The following is a 20,272-nucleotide window of genomic DNA, read 5'->3' as shown; positions in this document are numbered from 1 at the left end:
TTTTAATGTTAGCTTCTAAAAGCCTCGTTCAAAGATAAAATTTCATCAAATTTAAGCCCTATTTTAAGCGCATTAAAGCCGTCTTTTATAACATTTAAATCATTTAACATAGGCAAAACATCAGTCGATCTGTTTGTTAGCCATGAGAGTATTATCATCTCTTTTGTTGTATCTTTTTGTGCGGCATAAAATTTGGCTAAATTTATAAATTTTAAATTCTGCGAATTTATGAAATTTTGATCTATCTTACATAAAGACGATATCTTAAGCTCTTTAAGGGTATTTGGCTCAAGCAAAGCTTTTATCGCGCTAACCTGGGTTATCTCACAAACCTCTTTGAGCTTATCAAAACCAGTCTCATAAACTCCCCAGTTTGCCACCAAGCCCTCTTTAACAAGCTTCTCCATAAGCGTCGCTTTCTCTATGGTATCGCTATTTATGTCTAAAAAGCAAAGCTTGACACAAGAAACTCCTAAGATGTCTAATACCTCTTTTATCTTAAATTTTATCTCGTTTGTATTTAAATTTATTGGCAAATTTAAAGCAAATTTTACACTTCCGTTACTATCTTTAAGCGCCTTTTTTGCAAGACTTTCGCCTCCGCTTGGTATATCAAACAGATCATACTCTATCTCACAAGCTTTACACATAAAATTTATCGCCTCATTTTGATCCATTCTCAAAATTTGCGTACAATCAACCCCTATAGGCATCACGCTTAATTTACCTACGCGTCTTACGTTATCGGCAAATTTTATCACCCTAGGCTTGGCTATACGCTCGTAATCCTTAACATCAAGCACGATAGAGCGCTCAAGAAGCCCCGCGTTAAACGCTATCTCGTCATATCTTTTAAATAAATTTTCATCAACCACAAGCATAAGTTGCTCATGAAAGCTAAAAGGAGGCACGGCACCAAAGACGCAGTCAGCCAAGATCTCAACCTCGGCCGGAGATGCAAGAGATGCCTTATTTGCGCCAAGTGCGTTTGCTAGCTTGCTTAAATTTGCGCTGTGATCTGCTGGAAATACGGCTAAAACGTGAAATCTACCGGATTTTACATTTAAATGTTTATCAAGCAAAAGAGAAGTCGGCATGTTGGAGCCGACAAATTCATCTAAATTTGACGTCTTTATCGTGCAAAGCAAGGCCTTTGCTCCTTGAGCTAAGACACTTTTTCTGACATTTGCTACAAGCTCGCTCGTCCCTGCTTTTTCATGCTCTATCACACGAAATTTCGCACCGTTTGCGCTTAAAATTTCTCTTATATTATTAAAAATTCTCTCCGACATGACATGTTTTCCTTTGATATAAAGCATAATTTTAACAAAAAATTAAGTGTGAAAACTATTGAGGACTCATATTGTCAACTTGCTTTTTATATATATCACTAAATTCATCAAGTAAAGCAAATAGTCTAGCGCTCTTTTTTTCGCCAAATTTGCTAAATGCACTCTCATTTATTTTTATAAATTTAACCATCGCGGGCTCAACCTGCGTCTTGCCAAGCGACGTTAAGCACACTATCCGTTCCCTTTTATCCTTGCTACTTTGAGCTAGCTCTATCCATCCCTTTTCGCGGTACTCTTTGCAGATATTAAAAACCGTTTGCTTTGGCAAAAACCACTCATCGCTTACCTGTTTTTGCGTGCATTTGCCATCATCGCTAAAATATAAAGTATAAAAAAGCGCAAACTCGTTGTAGCTAAAGCCTACGTTTTTTATACAAGTTTCGATTGAATCTTCTATTTGCGTATTATAATTACCTAAAATGTCGAATTTATTCATCTTTTAGCCCTATATTTTGTTTTACAAGAATTGTAGCAATTTATAAAACCAAATGCAAGAAATTGACAATAGTCTTAAATTTGACTATAATGAGCCCTATTTTAGTAAAAATTAGGACTATATATGAGAAATTTAATTACATTTTTAACTCTATTTTTAGCGGGTTGTTCTATCGACAAGGCGGAGAATACGGAGCAACCGCTTGCTAAGATAAACGTAGTAAAAGCAAAAAGCGTGGAATTTACCAAAAGCTTGAGACTTTACGGCACGTTTAAAGCGCGTGATGATGTAGCGGTGGCAAGTTCATTGCAAGGTATGCAAATTTTATCGGTTGAAGTAGAAGCTGGCGAAAATGTCAAAGTGGGTCAAATTTTAGCCTATTTAGAAAATGTGGGCGCAAGGTCCGAGCTAGAACAAAACAAGGCAAATTTAAAGCGCCTGGAAGCGGAACTAACGGCACAAGAAGCTACTTTAAAAGAAGCACTTTCGACATTTGAGAGATATAAAATCTTGCAAAAAAATAGCGCCCTAAGCAAGCAAGACTACGAAGCGCAAGAGGCAAAAGTAGCCACCACAAGGGCAAACATAAAGTCCGCAAAGGCACAAATAGATCAAACAAAAGCGGCGATAGAAAACAGCGCTCACCAGCTAAACAAAACCGAGCTAAAAGCACCCGTTAGCGGGCTAATCACCAAAAAATCAGCCGTCGCCGGAGCGCTTGTAAATTCAGACGCACTCTTTAACATCGCAAAAGATAGCATTTTAGAGCTTGAAGTAGAAGCAGACACAAACGAAATAACGCTTCTAAAACCAAACCAAAAAGCGCTAATAAACCTTACAAACTCGCAGCTAACGTTTGATGGCAAAATTCGCCTCATCTATCCAGAGCTAGACCCAGCCACAAGGCTTGGCAAGGTGCGTGTAAAACTCACAAGCAAGCAAAACGCAACTCTTGGCTCTTATGCAAGTGCAGTTATAAATTTGCCCGCCAGAGCCCTAAAATTCGCGCTTCCACTATCGGCTGTCTCGTTTGAAACAAACGGCACAAAAAGAGTAAGCGTGCTTGATGAAAACAATAAAGTTTATAAAAAAGAGATAAAAACAGGTGAGGAGCAGCGAGGTCTAGTCGAGATAACAAATGGCATAAACGCGGACGACGTCGTAGTCTTTCGCGCCTCTGCTTTTATCGACGAGGGCGACACCGTAGAGCCAAATTTAATAGAGTTCAAAGAGTAAGCCATGAGTGCAAATATCTCAGCCCTAGCCATCCGCCGCCCTATCCCTGTTATCGTGCTATTTTTCGTGCTTACAGTGCTTGGAATTCTCTCATTTAACCGCCTACCGATAAACGCCGATCCAAACGTAAATTTCCCCGTAGTAACCGTGACCGTTACGCAGTCTGGTACATCACCTGATGAGCTAGAAAACAGCGTAACACGCCGTATAGAAGATGCCGTGGCTGGTATGGCAAACGTTAGACACATCACCTCAACGATAAGTGAAGGACAGTCAGTTACATCAGTAGAATTCGCCCTAGAAACAGACAGCGACAGAGCCGTAAATGATGTGCGTAACGCTGTTTCGCAAATTAGAAGCGAACTTCCGCAAAGCATAGATAGCCCTATCGTTGATCGCATGGATGTTGAAGGCGGAGCGATACTCTACTACGCCCTAAATTCGCCAAATTTAGACCAAACCGAGCTAGCCTACTTCATAGACAACGAGATCACTCGTGCACTTTTAGCCACCCAAGGCGTGCAGCAAGTAACCAGACTAGGCGGCGAGAAGCGTGAAATTCGTGTTTTGCTTGACCCAGCCAGCCTAAATTCCTACGGGCTAACCGCCGTGCAAGTGCATAACATCATAGCTCAAACAAACGCAAATATAGCAGGCGGCAGAGCGATATTAAGCGAGCAAGAGCAGTCTATCCGCGTGCTAGCAAGCAGTAAGAGCCTAGAAGCACTAAAGGAGCTTAGTATCGCTATCTCTGGCGGGCGTAGGGTCAAGCTATCGCAAATCGCGGACATCATAGACTCTCACGCCGAGGTGCGAAGCAAGGCTAGGCTAAATGGAAAAGAGGTGTTAGCCTTTAATGTCTCAAGAACTCGCGGATCAAGCGACACGGTAGTGGCAAATGGTGTGCAAAACGCCATAAAAAGCCTAAACGAACAGCATGCAGACATCAATATAAGTGAAATTTACAGCCTCGTTGATAACACAAAAGAGAACTACAACGTAGCCATTAGCACCTTGGTTGAAGGGGCGTTTTTAACGGTGCTTATAGTGTTTTTGTTCCTACGTAGCTGGCGTGCTACGCTTGTCGCGGCTATCTCGCTCCCACTCTCCATCCTGCCAGCGTTTGCAGTGATGGATATGCTAGGATACACGCTAAACAGCATCAGCTTGCTAGCTCTTACGCTGGTTGTGGGTATCTTAGTCGATGACGCGATAGTTGAGATAGAAAACATCGAGCGACACCTGTCGCTTGGCAAGCGCCCTTATAAAGCCGCCCTTGACGCGAGCGACGCCATAGGCTTTGCAGTTATCGCCATAAGCCTTACTATCGTGGCGGTCTTTATGCCTGTTAGCTTTATCTCTGGTGTCGTGGGGCAGTATTTTAGTCAGTTTGGCGTTACAGTTTCGGTCGCAGTGCTAGCCTCTTTGCTTGTCGCACGCCTTGCTACGCCGCTACTTGCGACCTACATACTAGCTCCGCACGCTCATAAAGAGAGTATCGAACGTGAAAGTAGTATAAAAAAGGCTTATGTAAAAGTGCTTGAGATGGCTTTGAAATTTCGTAAAACTAGCCTTATGGTGGGAGTTTTACTCTTTATCCTCTCGCTTATGCTCGTCCCACTTCTGCCCACAGGCTTCGTGCCAAAGGCAGACATCGGCAGCTCACAGATAAACATCACCCTACCACCATCAAGCACGCTAGCGCAAACTGACGCTCGCTTTAGAGAGCTTGACAAGCTCATCAGAGAGCACGAGGAAGTTAACCACGTCTTTATGAGTGCTGGTGGAGACGAGACGAACAAAGGCTGGCTACTCGTGCGCCTAAAACCGCATAATGAGCGAAGTATTAGCCAAAAGGAGTTTGAGGATAGGCTGGGTGGGGAGCTTGCCAAATTTGCCGATATGCGATTTTCATTTAGTAACGAATACTCTCAGCGCGACATCTCTATAATGCTCTCAGGTAACGACCCAGCCACACTAAAAGAGACAGCCATAAGGCTAAAAGCGCAGATGAGAGAGGTAAAGGGCGTGGCAAACCCGCAGATAAACGCACCTCTAGCAAAGACCGAGCTGCAAGTAAGCTTGCTAGCTAATGAGGCGGCAAAAAGAGGGGTAACACCACAAGCCGTGGGCGATTTGCTCCGCATAGCAACGGTGGGCGACACGGGCGGAACATCGGCTAGATTTAACCTACTAGACCGCCAGATCCCTATACGTGTAACTCTAAAAGAGGAGGCTAGAAACGATATAGAGATACTGCGCTCGCTTAGAGTAGATAGCACGGATGGCTCAGTCGTGTCGCTAAACACGGTGGCAACTCTAAGCTACGGCGAGGGACTTTCAAGTATCGAGAGGTTTGACAGAGAGCGGAGAATTTCAGTGGACGCCGACCTAGTATCAGGCTATACGATAGGCGGTGTGCTAGGTGAGATAAACGCCTTAGAGGTTATGAAAAACTTGCCCGCAGGCGTCAAAGTGCCAGAGTATGGCGACGCTGAGTATATGAACGAGATGTTTGAACAGTTTGGGCTGACGATGGGCTTTGGCGTGATGATGGTCTTTGTCGTGCTCGTGCTACTTTTTAAGGACTTTTTGCAGCCACTTACTATCTTAGTCGCGATGCCTCTTTCCATCGGCGGAGTGATAGCGGGTCTGCTAGCCTATAAAGCCGCACTCGACCTTGCCGCTGTGATAGGAATTTTAATGCTAATGGGTATAGTTACGAAAAACTCTATCTTGCTTGTTGACTTCGTTATAGAAAAAAGAGCTGGCGGTATGGCGCGCCTAGAAGCTCTCATAAACTCAGGTAAGGAGCGGGCACGCCCTATCATAATGACTACTATCGCGATGGTAGCGGGTATGCTTCCGGCTGTCTTTGCAAGTGGCTCTGGGGCGGCGTTTCGCGCACCTATGGCGGTGGCAGTTATCTGCGGGCTTATCGCTTCAACGCTACTTAGCCTTGTTTTCGTGCCGGTGGTCTATTCGCTAATGGATGATTTTAAAAATTTCCTTCTGCCACGCCTTGCACGGCTAACGTCGGTAACAAAGGAGGATAAAGAGAGGTAGACTACTATAGATTATAAAAGAGATGCCAAACGAACTATATCAACCATGTGTTAAATTTAAGCAAGTGTAATTTTAATTGAGTTATTAAAAAGACATGCATGGCGAGATAGTTTGATTTAAGTTAAGCTACTTAATGAGCAAATTCAATATCCAGGTAACATAAAAGATAGTGAAAGAAACAAAAGGCATTTATCAAACAAGATATACAAAGAGGCAAATTTCTTGCTTTAATACTTGCTAAAAATATCAAATTCTTTCTCATAAACAGCAGTTTTTATCCCCAAATATCCCAAAACCGAGCTAAAAATATAATCATGCGAAAATTGCGCATCTTTTAAAGCTAAAAGGCGTTTATTTACAGCATCGTTGTTTGAGTAAAAGATAAAAGGCACATGTTTTTGATACTTTGGCGCTATAGCATATGGCAAACCATGCAAATACACGCCATTTTCGCCTAAACTCTCACCGTGATCAGATATAAAAAACATAGCCGTTTCAAACTCATTTTCACGTTTTTTTAGCGCTTTTATGAGCTCACTTTGCAAGAAATCTTGATATAAAATAGTATTATCATACGTGTTTTGTATCTCCTCTATACTACATTTATTTAGCTCGGCAGTATCGCAAGTAGGCGTAAACCGTCTAAATTCATCAGGATACTCTTTAAAATAAATAGGTCCATGCGAGCCTTGCACGTGAAGCACAATGAAAGTAGTATTCGTGGCTTTCTCTATCATATCTATCGCATCTTTAAATATCACCTCATCAAAATTTATAGCCTTATACTCTTTTACATTTTCTTTTATAAGCCTGTCACATACGGCCTTGCATCCACCACTATTATTGCCAAGCCAAAATGTATCTATGCCGACACTTGAAATTACATCAACCAAATTTTGCCTACTATTTGCTTTTGCGATATCAAAATCACCCCTTTTAAGATCTGAAAACATACAAGGCAAACTAACCGCTGTTGCAGTCCCACACGAGTAAAATTCACTAAAACTTATAACATTTTGCTCTTTTGTGTAAAAATTTGTTTCGTTTTTTGTATATCTATTTAGTGAGTAGTTCGCGCTTCTTTGTGTTTCTCCCACAACAAATACGACAAGCTGTTTTTTGGTGCTTTTATGCACAGCATCATCTGCTATAATAGTAAACGGCATATCTTTTTTATTCATACTCTTATAAAATTTAATACATGAATAAATGGGATAAAATGGCAAAAGTTGAAATCTTATCTCGTTGTTTTCTCTAGCAAATGGAAATAAAATTTTTGAAAGGCTTAATAAGACAAGGACTATAACGACAATGCATATAAACACAAATTTTAACCTTGTTTTTACTCTCATTTTAAGTCCTTAAATGAAATTTCTGTAAAAACAACAAAATAAAAATGTCAAAGATACAACAAGCGCAATAACAGCAATGTAAACAACTACAAAAATAGCCGTAAAAAATAGTGAAAACAAAAAAGAATTTGTAACCAAAAATTTGTTGAAAACCATGCCAAAAAGACCAAAATTTACTACCGCCATAAAGGCAATAAAAAAAGAATATGAATTTATAAAAATTTATTTGCATAGTGATTTTTGGGTAGTTTAAAAGCATTCTATTCCTTTTGATAAAATAAAATGCGCATTCTATATCCCTATAGTAACAACTTGGCAAATATAGTCTTAAAATTTACTATTTTACAATGGTATAAAGATATGTTTTAAAATCCAAATTACAAACCATATTATCTCATAAATACGCTCAAATTTCACTCGCTCTTAACGTATAAAATTTCACGCCTTGCACGTCAAGTTTCGTCGCTTCTACGATCTTTTGCGCTATCTCTTTACCGGTCATCGGATAGGCGCTAAACCAGCTTTTAGGAAAGAGCTCAAAAAGCCAAATGCTAAATTTCTCTCCCGTGCGCTCATCTTTGCGCTCGCCCTTTATTATAGGCGGGGCAAATATCTGTGTAACGGCGAAGTTTTGCTCTATCACGGCATCTTGCGCCTGTGCTTTTGTGCGGTTATAGAAAAACCAAGAGTTTTTATCCGCTCCTTGCGCTGAGACTAGTAAAAAGCGCCCTGCACCCGCATTTTTCGCCCATTTTGCACTCTCTTTTACATACTCTACATCGACTTTTAAAAACGCCTCCTTGCTTCCGGCTTGCTTCATTGTCGTGCCTAATGCGCAAAAAACCTCATCGACTTTCTCGTGTGGGATAGCTGAAATTTCATCAAAATTTACCAGCCTTACTTCTAGCTTTTCGTGCGTGAAATTTAGCTCCCTTCGCACCCAAACTATCACCTTTTCGTAGCTCTCATCGGCTAAGAGTTTTGCCACTATCTCACGCCCTACAACCCCCGTAGCACCTACAACCAGGGCTATTTTAGTAGTTTTGGTATATATTTTTTCGTTCATTATATCCTCATTTAAATTTTTATCTTTTAGCACAGCAAAGCAACCGTTAGCACTGATAGTAACGCTATCAGGCTGGCTTTATAAATTTTGCTTATTTCTTTTTTGCATTTACTCAACGATCGGATTTCTTTTAGTATTTATCGCCTTACCATCCAAGTAATATTGCCCGCCAGCCACGTAGTGAAGCGTTTTTAGCTCATCCGGCACGCTCTCAAATTTCCAATGCCCGCCGTCAAATATCCTATCATCCGCATACGCCGCCACAACTTGCCCGATAAAAAGGTCATATGTCTGCTCGTTGTGTGGCTCGCTGATTTGCTTGCAAATGATCCACGCAGCACAACCCTCAATGAGCGGCACGTCAAAGCCGTCTTTATAAAAGAGCTTCACGGAGTCCATTTTGTGCGGGTTATCAAAGCGTGAGTTGTCCTCCGCTCCTAGCTCGCTTACAAGCTCAGCTTGCGTAGCGACTGGGATTTGCACGGCGAAATACCCGCTCTTTTCGATAAGCGTTCTTGTATATGAGCCGTTGTGCGGGATGATCGTGAGCTTGTCATAGTCAAGCGCTTGCGCCCACGTGATCGCCATTGCATTCGCGTCCTCTCCGTGCTTTGCCGATACTAGCGTGGTGGCTCCGGGGTTTAAGATACGATATGATTTTTGTAAATCAACTTTAATGATTGCCATTTTATTTCCTAGTAACTTAATAGATAAATTCTACCCTAAATTTAAAATTTACGTTAGCATAAAACTCCGATTTTCATACCTAATCCTACAAATTTAGTATTTTTTAAATTAGCTCTTTTAGATACCTAGCCGTTTTTGACCTCGCGCACTCTAAAAGCTCATTTGGCGTACCAGCAAAAACAACCTCTCCGCCCTCACTCCCAGCGCCTTCGCCCATATCTACGACAAAGTCCGCGCACGCGATGAGAGATAGTCTATGCTCTATGATGATGACTGAGTTTTTAGCATCTACAAGCCTTCTTAAAAGCTTTAAAAGCTCCTTTGAATCGCTCTCGCTATCTTTTTATCGTTAAAAAACTCCACCGCCTCATCTATGCTTTGAGATACGGCTTGCTCGATATTTAGCCCGCTATAGCAAAATTTAAGCGCCTCATCGCTATATCTTTTACCTCCGCACTCCTCGCACGTAAGCACGACAGGCTCGGCAAATGCCATATCATAGCTTATCACTCCGCTTCCCTTACACGCCTTGCACGCACCTTTGGAATTTGGGCTAAACCAGCCCGCATCCACGCCGTTTGCCTTGGCAAAAAGCTTGCGTATCTCATCCATCACGCCCGTGTAAGTTGCCGGTGTAGAGCGGTTTTGAGCACCTATGGCTTTTTGATCTATCTTGATAGCTTGCGGATAGTGCGCCATAAACTCATCCATAAGTGAGCTTTTACCAGAGCCAGCCACACCGCTGATAGCCACCAAAACGCCCTTTGGTATATCTACACTTACATTTTTTAGGTTATTTCTTGTGGCGTTTTTGATAGCAAAAACTTCACTAAATTTAAGCGGATTTTGATTGATTTGCACGCCTTCGTTTAGTGCCTTTGCGGTCTTGCTATCTCTCTTTTGTAGTCCCGCTAGATCGCCCTCGTAGATGATTCGCCCGCCACCACTTCCCCCAAATTCGCCAAGCTCTACAATATGATCGGCTAGTTTTATCATCTGCGTATTGTGCTCTATCACCAAGATATTGTTGTGATTATCACGTAAATTTAGCAAAATTTGACCGATCTTACTCGCATCATGCGGATGAAGTCCAGCCGTTGGCTCATCAAATATATAGGTGATATTGCTTAGCGACGAGCCTAAATTTCGCACCATTTTCACCCTTTGCGCCTCACCGCCACTTAGCGTATCGCTACGCCTATCAAGCGACAAGTAGCCTATGCCCACTGCTATCATCCGCTCTAGTTTTTCACAAATTTGACGCGATAGAGCGCTACCCACAGGGTCATCTATGCGCCCTAGCTCACGCAAAAGCTCGTTTGCATTTAGCCTTGAAAGCTCGGCGATATTTAGCCCATTTATCCTTGAAGCAAGGGCGTTTTTGTTTAGTCCTATACCACCGCACTCATCGCACACTTGCTCGCTTATAAGGGCTGAAATTTCATCTTGCAAGCTCTTTTTTAGCTTTGATATATCGCGGTTTAGATAAAGTCTGTTAAATCGCGGCACCACTCCCTCATACGCCACCCTATTCACTCTGCCCGTATTGTTTGAGCGGATCTCTACCTTTATATCAGCATCACTGCCATACATCAGCGTATCAAGCTCACTTTTGCTAAACTATTTTAGCTTTTTGTTCGCATCAAGCAAGGGGTTGCTTTGATACAGGTGCGTTTGCCAGCCAGCGCTAAATTCGCTAAATAAAATCGCCCCCTCTTTAAGCGTTTTATCCATATCAAAAAGCTTGCTTTCGTTTAGTTTTAGGCGTTTGCCAAGCCCAGAGCAAGCGGGGCACATACCAAGGGGGTGATTAAACGAATACGCCATCGAACCACCAGCACTTGGACTTGCTACACGTGAAAAAAGCAGTCTAAGAAGCGGTGAAACATCTATGGCGGTGCCAACAGTTGATCTTGCTCCCGTGCCAAGAGGGCGCTGATCCACCACGATAACGGGCGTTAAATTTTTGATACTTCCCACCTTTGGGCGCTCAAAATGTGGCATTTTGTTTTGGATATAGAGCGGATAGGTGCTTTGCCACTCTCTTGCACTCTCCACGGCGATAGTGTCATGCACAAGCGAGCTTTTACCACACCCTGAAACATCCGCAAACAGCACAAGCTTACCCTTTGGGATATTTATATCTATATTTTTTAGGTTATTTTCATGTGCGTTTTTGATTTCGATTTGATCCACGTTAAGCTCCTTAAATTTTTAATAATAAAAATTTTGTCCTCTATCCATTTTAGCGATTTCGCTCATATCGTTTGCATCAAGTGTGAAGTCAAAAACGGCTAAATTCTCCGCTTGTCTCTTTTCGCTCATACTTTTTGGTATGGTTAAAATTTCACGCTGGATAAGCCATCTTAGCACCACCTGAGCGGGCGTTTTGCCGTGCTTTTTGGCGATATTTATTATCGTTTGCTCACCTAGCACGCTTGCGCCGCTACCGCCAAATGATGAGAAGCTTTGAAGCACCACACCAAGCTCTTTGTGCGCGACCCCAGCAGAGATTTTTTGATCGAACGGATTGATTAAAATTTGATTGATTAGCGGCTTTTCATCTTTGAAATTCACGCACACATCTCTTACCTCTTCGGGCGTGAAGTTGCTCACGGCTAAGTGCTTGCAAAGCCCTTGTTTTTTAAGCTCCACAGCCGCCTCCCACGCTTCATTTGTTCTTGATCCGCCGTGGCGATGAAACATATAGATGTCAAAGTATTCAAGCCCGCTTCGTTTAAGTGAGCCTAAAAGCGTCTCTTTGACGCCGTTTTTATTGATGTTGGTGTAAATTTTAGTAGTTACTATTATCTCATCGCGCTTTATTCCGCTGTTTTTGACCGCTTTGCCTACGATCTCTTCGTTACCATACATCACGGCGCTGTCGATCAGTCGGTAGCCTAGTTTTAATGCCGATTCGATCGCTTTTTGTCCCTCAGCTCCCCTAATATCCCAAGTGCCAAGCCCTACGAAAGGCAAATTCACACCGCCTAAATTTAGCGTTTTTACGCTTTCGTTTGCAAATAAACTCACGTTTGCCATCGCCATAACTCCTAACGCTGAAATTTTCATAAATTCACGTCTTTGCATGCCCTACTCCTAATTTTACTTGTAATTTATTTTACAAAAAACGCCTTATCAAAAATTGAATAAATTCTGCTAAAATTTATAAAAACAGTAAAAAGGTAAAATATGAACGAAAGCGAACAGAAAAAAGGTCTAGCTTTTGGGCTTTTGGCATTTTTTCTATGGGGCTGTTTTCCGTTATTTTTTAGGCTTTATAGCCCGAAAATCCCGGCTCTTGAGATACTTATACATCGTATAATTTGGTCTATTGCGGTTTTGGCACTTGTGCTTTTATTAACTCGTAAATTTCATCAGGTGATGCAGCTTTTAAAAGACAAAAGGACTAGAAATGCCCTACTTTTGAGCGGAACCTTGATAGGACTAAATTGGTGGGCGTTTGTTTTTGCCGTAAGTAGCGGGCAAATTTTAGAAGCGGGTCTTGGTCAGTTTATCACACCCCTTGTAAGCATAATGCTTGGTGCGATCTTACTTAAAGAGCGTATTAGTATCATGGCAAAAGTTGCCATTTTTATGGTGTTTGCGGCGGTTGTTTTGCAAGTTTATCTCATAGGTCATCTACCTATAGTTTCGATTGTACTTGGCGTCTCTTTTGCATTTTACGGAGTTGTGAGAAAAGGGCTTAAAGTGCCTAGTTTTGCCGCACTTTTTGTTGAGACATTTTTACTAGCTCCGTTTTGTTTAGCATACTTTTTCTACCTTGAGATGACTGGCATCAGCCACTTTGGAGTGAAATTTGACGGCTTTTTGATGATAATGTCAGGTTTGGTTACGATAGTGCCACTTATGATATACGGTCTTGCCACAACTAGGGTTAATCTTAACGTCCTAGGCTTTATGCAATACCTCATACCTACGATGTCGGTCGGACTTGGCATATACTTTGGTGAAGAGCTATCAAGCGGCAAGCTAATCTCGTTTGTTCTGATCTGGATAGCGTTAGCGCTTGTTAGTGTAGACGGAGTGAAGCGAAAGAAGGGGTAAATTTCACCCCTTCATGACCAGCATTTCATCTAGTGGCACACGTGAAGTGCGGAATTTATTGATCTGTCATCGCTTGCATAACCAAGCGCCACACCCATAGCCACCGCCTAATCTTCACCTATACCAAACTCCTCTCTAATGAAATATGGTTATTACTAATTAAAAAACACATAATAACAAATCAAACACTTTTGCATTAGCAAGAATCTCTATAAATTTAAGACTTCACAGCCATCTTAGTAACATATAGACGGATAGTCCGCCTAAATCCGATCTTATCTACCCGGCTTTTTCATCGCTTCGTTTGCCATTACGCCCACTATGCTGTGTGGTACGTAAGGCTCTTCTAAATACGCTATCTCCTCCGTCGTTAGTGTCAAATTTACGGCATTTACAGCGCCATCAGCGTTGCTTGGCTTTGTCATACCGATGATAGGCGAAGTGGTCTTTGAGATGAGCCAAGATATTGAAATTTCACTCATGCTAACGCCTCGTTTTTTGGCTAGTTCGGCGACACGAGCGATGATTAGAGCGTCTTGTGCGGCGGTTGCGTCATATTTGCTGTTAGCGACCTTATCGCTTTCTAAGCGCAAAGTTTTTTCATCACCCAGCCTAGCCAAACGTCCCGCGGCAAGCGCACTATACGGTGTCAGAGCGATATTGTCCTCACGGCAAAGCGGCACCATCTCACGCTCCTCTTCTCTAAATATCAAGTTATAATGCCCCTGAACGCTTGCAAATTTCGTTAGATTGTTCGCCTCTGCGTATGCGTTTGCCTTGGCTAGTTGCCATGCATAGCAGTTTGAGATGCCGATAGCTCGCACCTTGCCGGCTTTTACCACCTCATGTAAGCCTTGCATAATATCCTCCATAGGCGTATGATAATCCCACCAATGATAAACATAAAGATCAATATAGTCCATACCCATGCGTTTTAGGCTGTCATCTACGCATTTAGTGATAAATTTTTGCCCTGATACGCCTTGGTCGATCGCGGCTTGGGTGCGTGGTGTAAATTTAGTCGTTACTACTACCTCATCACGCTTGGCGTATTCGTTTAGTGCTCTTCCGACATACTCTTCGCTCGTGCCGGCACTATAAACCATCGCTGTATCAAAGAAATTTATACCCTTTTCTAGGGTGTATTTGATGATCTTTGCACTCTCATTATAAGGCAAGCTCCACGCCATACCCTTATCCTTATCGCCAAATCCCATACAGCCCACGCATACACGTGAGACGCTAATGTCTGTGTTACCTAGTTTTGTGTATTTCATTGTTTTTCCTTTTTATTAAATTTTTACTTCACTAATTCTATTGTTACTTCGCCGTCTATTGCTACTTTATCTATGTCACCCAAAACCGCTCTAAATTCTCCGTTTTTGTTTTTTAGTATAATTTGCATTTGCTCTCCCGCCACTAAATTGAACGCCATAAAAAGCGTTAAAAAGACTAAAATTTTTCTCATTTAAATTTATCTTTCCAAACGTTGATTATCCACTTTGCTCTTTCGCTGTCAGTGTGGTCAAAAAATAGCGTTTTATCCGTATCAAGCGTAGAGATAAGCTTCATATCATCATCGCTTAAAGTAAAGTCAAATACGTCAAAATTCTCCCTCATACGCTCAACATTCACGCTCTTTGGTATGACTAAGATATCACGCTGGATAAGCCATCTAAGCACCACTTGCGCCACGCTTTTGCCGTATTTGTCACCTATGCTTTGTAAAATTTGGTTTTTAAAGATATCATTTTTACCCTCGGCAAAGCTCGCCCAAGACCAAAACGCCACGCCGTAGCTATCAAGCACCTTTTTTAGCGCTTCTCGTTGATAAAACGGATGGCATTCTAGCTGATTGATAGCTGGCACCACGCCCGTATTTTCGCACAAGTCAGCCACTCTGTCGGCGTAAAAGTTACTAACGCCGATCGATTTTAACACGCCCTCATCTTTTAGTCGCTTCATCACACGCCAAGTGCCGTAGATGTCGTTATATGGCTGATGTATGAGAAGCATATCAAGATAGTCAAGTCCTAGCTTTTTAAGCGAAGTTTCTATGCTTTTTAGCGCCTTTGTCTCGCTATCCATGTTATTTATCCAAATTTTTGTCGTAACAAATAGCTCCTCACGCTTCACGCCGCCCTCTATCGCCGTTCTTAGCGCCGCGCCCGTTTGCTCCTCGTTAAAATACGCCTGAGCCGTGTCGATACTACGATACCCTACTGATATAGCGTCCTCTACGCACTTTTGCGTTAAATTTGGCTCTATTTGAAACACGCCAAAGCCAAGCATCGGCATCTTGTTGCCGTCATTTAAAATTTTATACTGCATAGTATCTCCTTTTAGTTGGTAATTATCTCTGTTTTACTAGGATCTACGAGATCTTCATCCATTATCACTTCTGTGATCTCTTTTGCTTTTATGCGTCCACATAGTGGATTTTTCACGCTATGAATTTTGCCTAAAATTTCCACGTCAACAGTAGAATACTCAAACGCCAAAGTCGTATCCGCGCACATACACTCACGCATAACTAAATTTTGGATATAGCACATACCTTGCAAGCTCTCAACCGTGCAATTAATCAGCGTGATATTTTTGGAATTCCAACCTAAATACTCGCCAATTATCACGCAGTTTTCGACCACAACGTTTTCGCAGTTCCAAAAGGCGTCTTTTGAGAGCAATTTCGAGTCTTTGATATGCACATTTTTACATCCGTCAAAGCTGTAATTACCCACCAAATTTAGCCCTATAAACTCCACGTTTTCACAGTTCATGGCAAAATAATCACCCTTTGCCGATATGTTTTTAGCTCTTATATCCGTGCAATTCCAAAGCGTCTCGGCAGCATCTGTAAAGGTGATATTTTCAAGTAAAATTTGAGATGATTTACGAAATGCCTTAGGAGCCTCAAAGAGCACGTCGGTAAAACGCAAATTACTGCTATACCATATGCCCGCCCTTGCCATTTGGCTAAATGTGCAGTCCTTGACATCTATGTTTTTACTATACCAAAATGGGTATTTGTAAGCAAAGTGCGAATTTGTCACGCGTATTTGCTCACTATGTTTTAGCGGCGACTCGCCGTCTTTAAAAATACAGTTTTGTAAAATCAAACTTTGCGCACTAAACAGTGCTCGCTCGCCCATGAATTTTTGCTCTTTTATCTCTTTCACTTTCTTCTCACCTTATTGATTTCGCACTTGAAATTTGGTCCTTTAAGAAGAGAAGTTTCAAGTGTAATTTTATAAATTTACTCTTCCCACCACACTTGCGTTTGATAGTTTAGATCATATCTCTCGCCCTGCTTTGGCACATCAAGTCTAACACCAAGCTGCTTCGCCTCATTTGCGGCTTTTATGATGTTTTCGTTCCAAGCATTTGCACCTAGGTTAAAAACACCCCAATGTATCGGCACTATACGCTTGGCTTTTAGATCCATGCTAGCTCTAACCGCTTCGTTGCCAAACATATGCGTATTTGGCCAACCTGGATTTGACGCATCAAGCTCTAAAAATGCTACGTCAAACTCGCCAAATTCATCTCCTATACGCCCAAAATGCTTACCGTATCCGCTATCTCCGCTCCAAAATAGCCTTAGTCCGGCACCCTCTATCACATATGAAACCCACAGTGTCTTATCCCTATCGTTTGTCCATCTCATGCTATAATGCACAGCCTCGCGTGCTTTAAATTTCACTCCAAAAAGTTCAGCGTCTTCACCCCAGCCAAGCGCCGTTATCTTATCCTTTGGCACACCCCATGAGATGATACGACTATCCACACCAAGAGGAACGATAAAATGCCTTGCTTTATCCGCCAAATATCGTATCGTGTCAGCCTCCAAATGATCATAATGATCATGCGTGATAAGCACTATATCAATATCCGGAAGCTCTTTTTTACTGATAACGGATGGCTCAAACCTGGGTACTAAAAAGAGAGGTCCACCATTTTTTAAAACAGGGTCGATCAGTATCCTAGCACCATTAAGCTCCAAAATCCCGCTAGAATGTCCCAGCCAGTAGTAAGCGAAATTTTCAGGCTCGCCAAAACTATTTTTGCCAAGCTCTACCCTTGGCATAGGTGACCTTGGTCCGTTAATAGATGGTCCAAAATGACAAAAATACCCCACCTTGCCCGTGCGACGCTCCGGATAGTAAAGTATAGGTTCGGGCGAGATAAACTGCCCATCCTTATAATAACGCAAATTTGCAAATCTACTAGGCTCAGGTAAAGCACCAATATCTCTATAAACGTAAGCCACAAGTACTCCGAACAAAACAGCGACAATAACCGCAAAATAGGTTATAAATTTTAAAATTTTCTTTATCGTAGTCTCCTTGTAAATTTATTAAATATTGTAAGCTAGATAGTGTGATATTTAATAAATCTAATTTAAGAGATTATAACAATTTAAGAGGTTAAAGCGTTAGTAAGATTCTCCATTTTTCTTGCCTAATTCTACAAATTTTATAAAAAGGTGAAAAGTAAAGCGAGGCGAGGCTATAAAATTTGATCCACCAATCTCTCGCCACGCTCAAAATACCACTGCATTTTTGAAATTTCAAGTTCACTAACATTAAGGATGAAATTTGCGCTGTTTTCAAAAATTCCTTCAAGCAAAATCACCATTTTGTCGGCGCTCATATTGCCCACGGCGTATCTTTGTATCGCACGTGAGAGCTCCTCTATGACTCGCGCGTGCTTGCTCTCATCGATAAAGATCCTTGTCTCAAGAACCACTATACGATCTTTCAGCTCATCTAGTCGCTGTTTGTTTAGCATGATCTCGTCGTTAAACTCTAGCGCGCTTCTTTGCTCCTCGATACGGCGTATTTGGCGCTCTTTGCTGCTACTTTGATTTGGTAGCTTCCATGAAAACTCAAGCATAGGGCGATTTGCGGCTAGATATCCGCTAACTAGCTCTTTACCGGTTCTTTTATACAGCCTAAAGCTATCTATGTCAAATCCTTGCGTGTCTTTGAAGTAAATTTTTGGCATTAGTTTGCTTTGTTCTTCCGTTGCGGACTGCTTTGCGGCTAAATTTAGTTGTAAATTTGACTCCGCTTTGCCGCTTGTTACAAGGCCGAATTTTGGCATCTTAAAACTACTTCCGGCTATGAAATCTATCTCGCCGTCTCCAAGTAAATTTACATGAGTTAGTAGCTCAAACCGTCTAAAGCCAAGCTCATCGGCCTCTTTTGCAAAGTGAGCTAGAGTGTTTTTCAACAGGTCAAATTCGTCGCTACTTATATCGCCAAATTCCACCCAAAAGCTAGCCTCGTCCAAAAGCGGATCAAGCATTTTGATTAGCTCACTTTCTAACTTTATTATATCATCGAGCGCTATGGCGTTGAAGTAAATTCGCCCGATTTGTAGCGCGGTCAAATTTAGGGATTTGGCATTTTTGTAGTATTGCAAGATGTCAGAATGGATAGCGATTTGATCTCTGGCACGGCTCGCTCCGCTGTCAAACAGCAAATATTCTAGCCTTGTTGTGAGATTGCCCGTTTTTGTTTTATAGCCGCCACTATCGTCTGGTGCCAGAGTATAGCGTCCGTTTAGGCTAAAATTTAGGCGGTTTTTAGGATCTTTAAATTTTTGATTTTTGCCAAATTTGAGCCTGCTTTCATGCGTGGCGTTTTGCCCAAGGGCGATTAATTGCGGAAGATTTCCGCTCCAAGCCACACTAACAAAAAGCCACAAAATGCCAAAACCAAATAAAATTTTCATCTAAATTTCATACTTCCAGCCGTGGCTGTCGTGATATATCATCTGCCTGGTCATACCGCCGTCACAGCATATGTTTTCGCCTGTGATAAAGCCTGCTTTGTCCGAGCACAAAAATAGCACCAAATTTGCAATATCTTCAGGTTTTCCCACGCGCCCTGCCGGGTGCTGAAGTGCGTCCGCACCGTTAAATTCGGTGTTTGTCGTATCTATCCAGCCCGGAGATATGCTATTTACTCTAACCTTACCCGCAAGCGAAACCGCCAAAGCGTGAGTAAGCGCGAAGATAGCGCCTTTTGCGGCGGTGTAGCTTTCTGTATTTGGCTCGCTCATTCTATCTCTACTTGATGAGATATTTATGACGCTAGCGCCTGTTTTAAAGTGTGGTTTAAATAGCTTGGTCAGATAAAATGGCGCCGTTACACCCACGCTTAATGCGTAGTTAAATTCGCTAAACGTGCACTCGTCAATGCCCTTCATGAGGGGCAGGGCATTGTTTATCAGATAATCCACTCCGCCAAATTCGCTCACGACTTTTGCAGCAAATTTCTCAAGCGTTTTTTGATCTGCTATATCGCCCACGAAATAACTGTTTGACTTTATGTCTATCATACAAACATTTGCGCCTTCGCTCTTAAATTCACTAGCGATCACGGCTCCGATACCGCTCGCTCCGCCTGTTATCACTACAACTTTGTCTTTAAACATCGATAATTCCTTGTTTTAGTGTAAAATTTAAACTTTTCTCATTATACAGCTTTTAGGCAAATTTAAACTATCGCTTGGCTTGCAAATTTGACCAATTTTGGCGAGATAATCCGCTCGTAGTCCTTTGTATTTAGGAAGATATAGTAGTCAAGTAGTCCCGCGTTAAAGGCGAGTTCATCATATCTAGTTAGAAGCGAAGGGTCGGCTATAAGGGTTAAATTTGGATGAAAGCTAAAAGGTGACACCGAGTAAAAGACAAAGTCCGTTAGCTCGTTAGTCTCGCTTGGTTTTACCGAAGACGCCCTTGTGCCGCCAAATGCTTTGGCAATGGCGTCTAAGTCCGCCTTCATATCGGCTCGCAAGACGGCTAGGACGTGAAGCTTTTGCTTTTGTCCCTCTTGGTTTTACACTCCTTTTATCACGCATACAAGAGCCTTTACACCCTGTCCAAGCTCAGTATTTCGCAGTCTTGCGACCTCTTTGGACGTCCTTGCCGCTTCATGTCCGACCACTTTAAATTTCGCATTTTGCTCGCTTAGAAGTGAATAAATTTAGTTAAAAATTT

The 20,272-nt window shown here is 42.0% G+C and carries 17 protein-coding genes and 1 pseudogene; 3 read left to right on the top strand and 15 right to left on the bottom strand.

The window, feature by feature from the left end:
* Window positions 1-8: 8 nt before the first annotated feature.
* Window positions 9-1,292, bottom strand: coding sequence for a YbaK/EbsC family protein (locus tag CCAL_RS09495; RefSeq protein WP_170016873.1), 1,284 nt, complete (start codon window positions 1,290-1,292; stop codon window positions 9-11).
* 55 nt (window positions 1,293-1,347) lie between these two features.
* Window positions 1,348-1,788 (bottom strand): MarR family winged helix-turn-helix transcriptional regulator, encoded by a 441-nt coding sequence (locus CCAL_RS00175; protein ID WP_170016871.1) that lies wholly within the window; start codon window positions 1,786-1,788, stop codon window positions 1,348-1,350.
* A gap of 123 nt (window positions 1,789-1,911) precedes the next feature.
* On the opposite strand from CCAL_RS00175, the gene CCAL_RS00170 reads away from it, so the two are divergent.
* Window positions 1,912-3,024, top strand: a complete 1,113-nt coding sequence (locus CCAL_RS00170; RefSeq protein WP_170016870.1) for an efflux RND transporter periplasmic adaptor subunit — start codon at window positions 1,912-1,914, stop codon at window positions 3,022-3,024.
* Window positions 3,025-3,027: 3 nt separating this feature from the next.
* Entirely contained in the window at window positions 3,028-6,090 is a 3,063-nt protein-coding gene (locus tag CCAL_RS00165; protein ID WP_170016868.1) for an efflux RND transporter permease subunit, read from the top strand.
* A gap of 227 nt (window positions 6,091-6,317) precedes the next feature.
* On the opposite strand, the gene CCAL_RS00160 is transcribed toward CCAL_RS00165, so the two are convergent.
* From CCAL_RS00160 to CCAL_RS00140, 6 genes are all read right to left on the bottom strand, one after another.
* Window positions 6,318-7,442, bottom strand: a complete 1,125-nt coding sequence (locus tag CCAL_RS00160; protein WP_172285011.1) for a phosphoethanolamine transferase — start codon at window positions 7,440-7,442, stop codon at window positions 6,318-6,320.
* A gap of 406 nt (window positions 7,443-7,848) precedes the next feature.
* A complete protein-coding gene (locus tag CCAL_RS00155) occupies window positions 7,849-8,508 on the bottom strand; it encodes an NAD(P)H-binding protein (protein WP_170016864.1) in 660 nt (219 codons plus the stop codon).
* A gap of 108 nt (window positions 8,509-8,616) precedes the next feature.
* On the bottom strand, window positions 8,617-9,195 hold the full coding sequence (locus tag CCAL_RS00150; RefSeq protein WP_170016862.1) for a flavin reductase family protein: 579 nt from the start codon (window positions 9,193-9,195) through the stop codon (window positions 8,617-8,619).
* Window positions 9,196-9,504: 309 nt separating this feature from the next.
* On the bottom strand, window positions 9,505-10,788 hold the full coding sequence (locus tag CCAL_RS09245) for an ATP-binding cassette domain-containing protein (RefSeq protein ID WP_216656467.1): 1,284 nt from the start codon (window positions 10,786-10,788) through the stop codon (window positions 9,505-9,507).
* 27 nt (window positions 10,789-10,815) lie between these two features.
* Window positions 10,816-11,391 carry a P-loop NTPase family protein gene (locus CCAL_RS09240; RefSeq protein WP_216656465.1) on the bottom strand — a complete coding sequence of 192 codons (576 nt, stop codon included), beginning with the start codon at window positions 11,389-11,391 and terminating at the stop codon, window positions 10,816-10,818.
* Window positions 11,392-11,409: 18 nt separating this feature from the next.
* The gene (locus CCAL_RS00140; protein ID WP_170016860.1) at window positions 11,410-12,285 is read right to left on the bottom strand and encodes an aldo/keto reductase; all 876 of its coding nucleotides are present in this window, start codon (window positions 12,283-12,285) and stop codon (window positions 11,410-11,412) included.
* Window positions 12,286-12,387: 102 nt separating this feature from the next.
* Here CCAL_RS00140 and rarD point away from each other — a divergent pair, with 102 nt between their 5' ends.
* Window positions 12,388-13,263 carry an EamA family transporter RarD gene (gene rarD / locus CCAL_RS00135; protein WP_170016858.1) on the top strand — a complete coding sequence of 292 codons (876 nt, stop codon included), beginning with the start codon at window positions 12,388-12,390 and terminating at the stop codon, window positions 13,261-13,263.
* A 275-nt stretch (window positions 13,264-13,538) separates the two neighbouring features.
* Here the strand turns inward: rarD and CCAL_RS00130 are convergent, their stop codons facing one another.
* The 7 genes and pseudogenes from CCAL_RS00130 to CCAL_RS09490 all read right to left on the bottom strand — a co-directional run.
* The gene (locus CCAL_RS00130; protein WP_170016856.1) at window positions 13,539-14,540 is read right to left on the bottom strand and encodes an aldo/keto reductase; all 1,002 of its coding nucleotides are present in this window, start codon (window positions 14,538-14,540) and stop codon (window positions 13,539-13,541) included.
* A 187-nt stretch (window positions 14,541-14,727) separates the two neighbouring features.
* A complete protein-coding gene (locus CCAL_RS00125) occupies window positions 14,728-15,594 on the bottom strand; it encodes an aldo/keto reductase (RefSeq protein ID WP_170016854.1) in 867 nt (288 codons plus the stop codon).
* Window positions 15,595-15,605: 11 nt separating this feature from the next.
* Complete coding sequence (locus CCAL_RS00120; protein ID WP_170016852.1) at window positions 15,606-16,442, bottom strand: DUF3737 family protein; 837 nt, start codon at window positions 16,440-16,442, stop codon at window positions 15,606-15,608.
* A gap of 77 nt (window positions 16,443-16,519) precedes the next feature.
* Window positions 16,520-17,533, bottom strand: a complete 1,014-nt coding sequence (locus tag CCAL_RS00115; protein WP_172285010.1) for an MBL fold metallo-hydrolase — start codon at window positions 17,531-17,533, stop codon at window positions 16,520-16,522.
* A gap of 239 nt (window positions 17,534-17,772) precedes the next feature.
* Window positions 17,773-19,002: a hypothetical protein gene (locus CCAL_RS00110; RefSeq protein WP_170016848.1), complete on the bottom strand. Its 1,230-nt coding sequence runs from the start codon at window positions 19,000-19,002 to the stop codon at window positions 17,773-17,775.
* Entirely contained in the window at window positions 19,003-19,707 is a 705-nt protein-coding gene (locus tag CCAL_RS00105; protein WP_170016847.1) for an SDR family oxidoreductase, read from the bottom strand.
* A 62-nt stretch (window positions 19,708-19,769) separates the two neighbouring features.
* Window positions 19,770-20,084, bottom strand: a pseudogene (locus CCAL_RS09490) (YbaK/EbsC family protein); the annotation flags it as partial.
* Window positions 20,085-20,272 lie beyond the last annotated feature (188 nt).

Origin of the sequence: Campylobacter sp. RM6914 (assembly GCF_004803835.1) — a bacterium.
GTDB lineage: Bacteria > Campylobacterota > Campylobacteria > Campylobacterales > Campylobacteraceae > Campylobacter_A > Campylobacter_A californiensis.
The sequence above is the reverse complement of the archived record's forward strand: the minus strand, read 5'-3'. Positions and strand labels throughout refer to the sequence as shown.

Bases quoted from the DNA above. Each gene is read 5' to 3' on its own strand.
- CCAL_RS00140 (WP_170016860.1), bottom strand. From the start codon at position 12,285: ATGCAAAGACGTGAATTTATGAAAATTTCAGCGTTAGGAGTTATGGCG.
- CCAL_RS00150 (WP_170016862.1), bottom strand. From the start codon at position 9,195: ATGGCAATCATTAAAGTTGATTTACAAAAATCATATCGTATCTTAAAC.
- CCAL_RS09245 (WP_216656467.1), bottom strand. From the start codon at position 10,788: ATGTATGGCAGTGATGCTGATATAAAGGTAGAGATCCGCTCAAACAAT.
- CCAL_RS09495 (WP_170016873.1), bottom strand. From the start codon at position 1,292: ATGTCGGAGAGAATTTTTAATAATATAAGAGAAATTTTAAGCGCAAAC.
- CCAL_RS00170 (WP_170016870.1), top strand. From the start codon at position 1,912: ATGAGAAATTTAATTACATTTTTAACTCTATTTTTAGCGGGTTGTTCT.
- CCAL_RS00165 (WP_170016868.1), top strand. From the start codon at position 3,028: ATGAGTGCAAATATCTCAGCCCTAGCCATCCGCCGCCCTATCCCTGTT.
- CCAL_RS00110 (WP_170016848.1), bottom strand. From the start codon at position 19,002: ATGAAAATTTTATTTGGTTTTGGCATTTTGTGGCTTTTTGTTAGTGTG.
- CCAL_RS00105 (WP_170016847.1), bottom strand. From the start codon at position 19,707: ATGTTTAAAGACAAAGTTGTAGTGATAACAGGCGGAGCGAGCGGTATC.
- CCAL_RS00130 (WP_170016856.1), bottom strand. From the start codon at position 14,540: ATGAAATACACAAAACTAGGTAACACAGACATTAGCGTCTCACGTGTA.
- CCAL_RS00175 (WP_170016871.1), bottom strand. From the start codon at position 1,788: ATGAATAAATTCGACATTTTAGGTAATTATAATACGCAAATAGAAGAT.
- CCAL_RS00160 (WP_172285011.1), bottom strand. From the start codon at position 7,442: ATGAGAGTAAAAACAAGGTTAAAATTTGTGTTTATATGCATTGTCGTT.
- rarD (WP_170016858.1), top strand. From the start codon at position 12,388: ATGAACGAAAGCGAACAGAAAAAAGGTCTAGCTTTTGGGCTTTTGGCA.
- CCAL_RS00125 (WP_170016854.1), bottom strand. From the start codon at position 15,594: ATGCAGTATAAAATTTTAAATGACGGCAACAAGATGCCGATGCTTGGC.
- CCAL_RS00155 (WP_170016864.1), bottom strand. From the start codon at position 8,508: ATGAACGAAAAAATATATACCAAAACTACTAAAATAGCCCTGGTTGTA.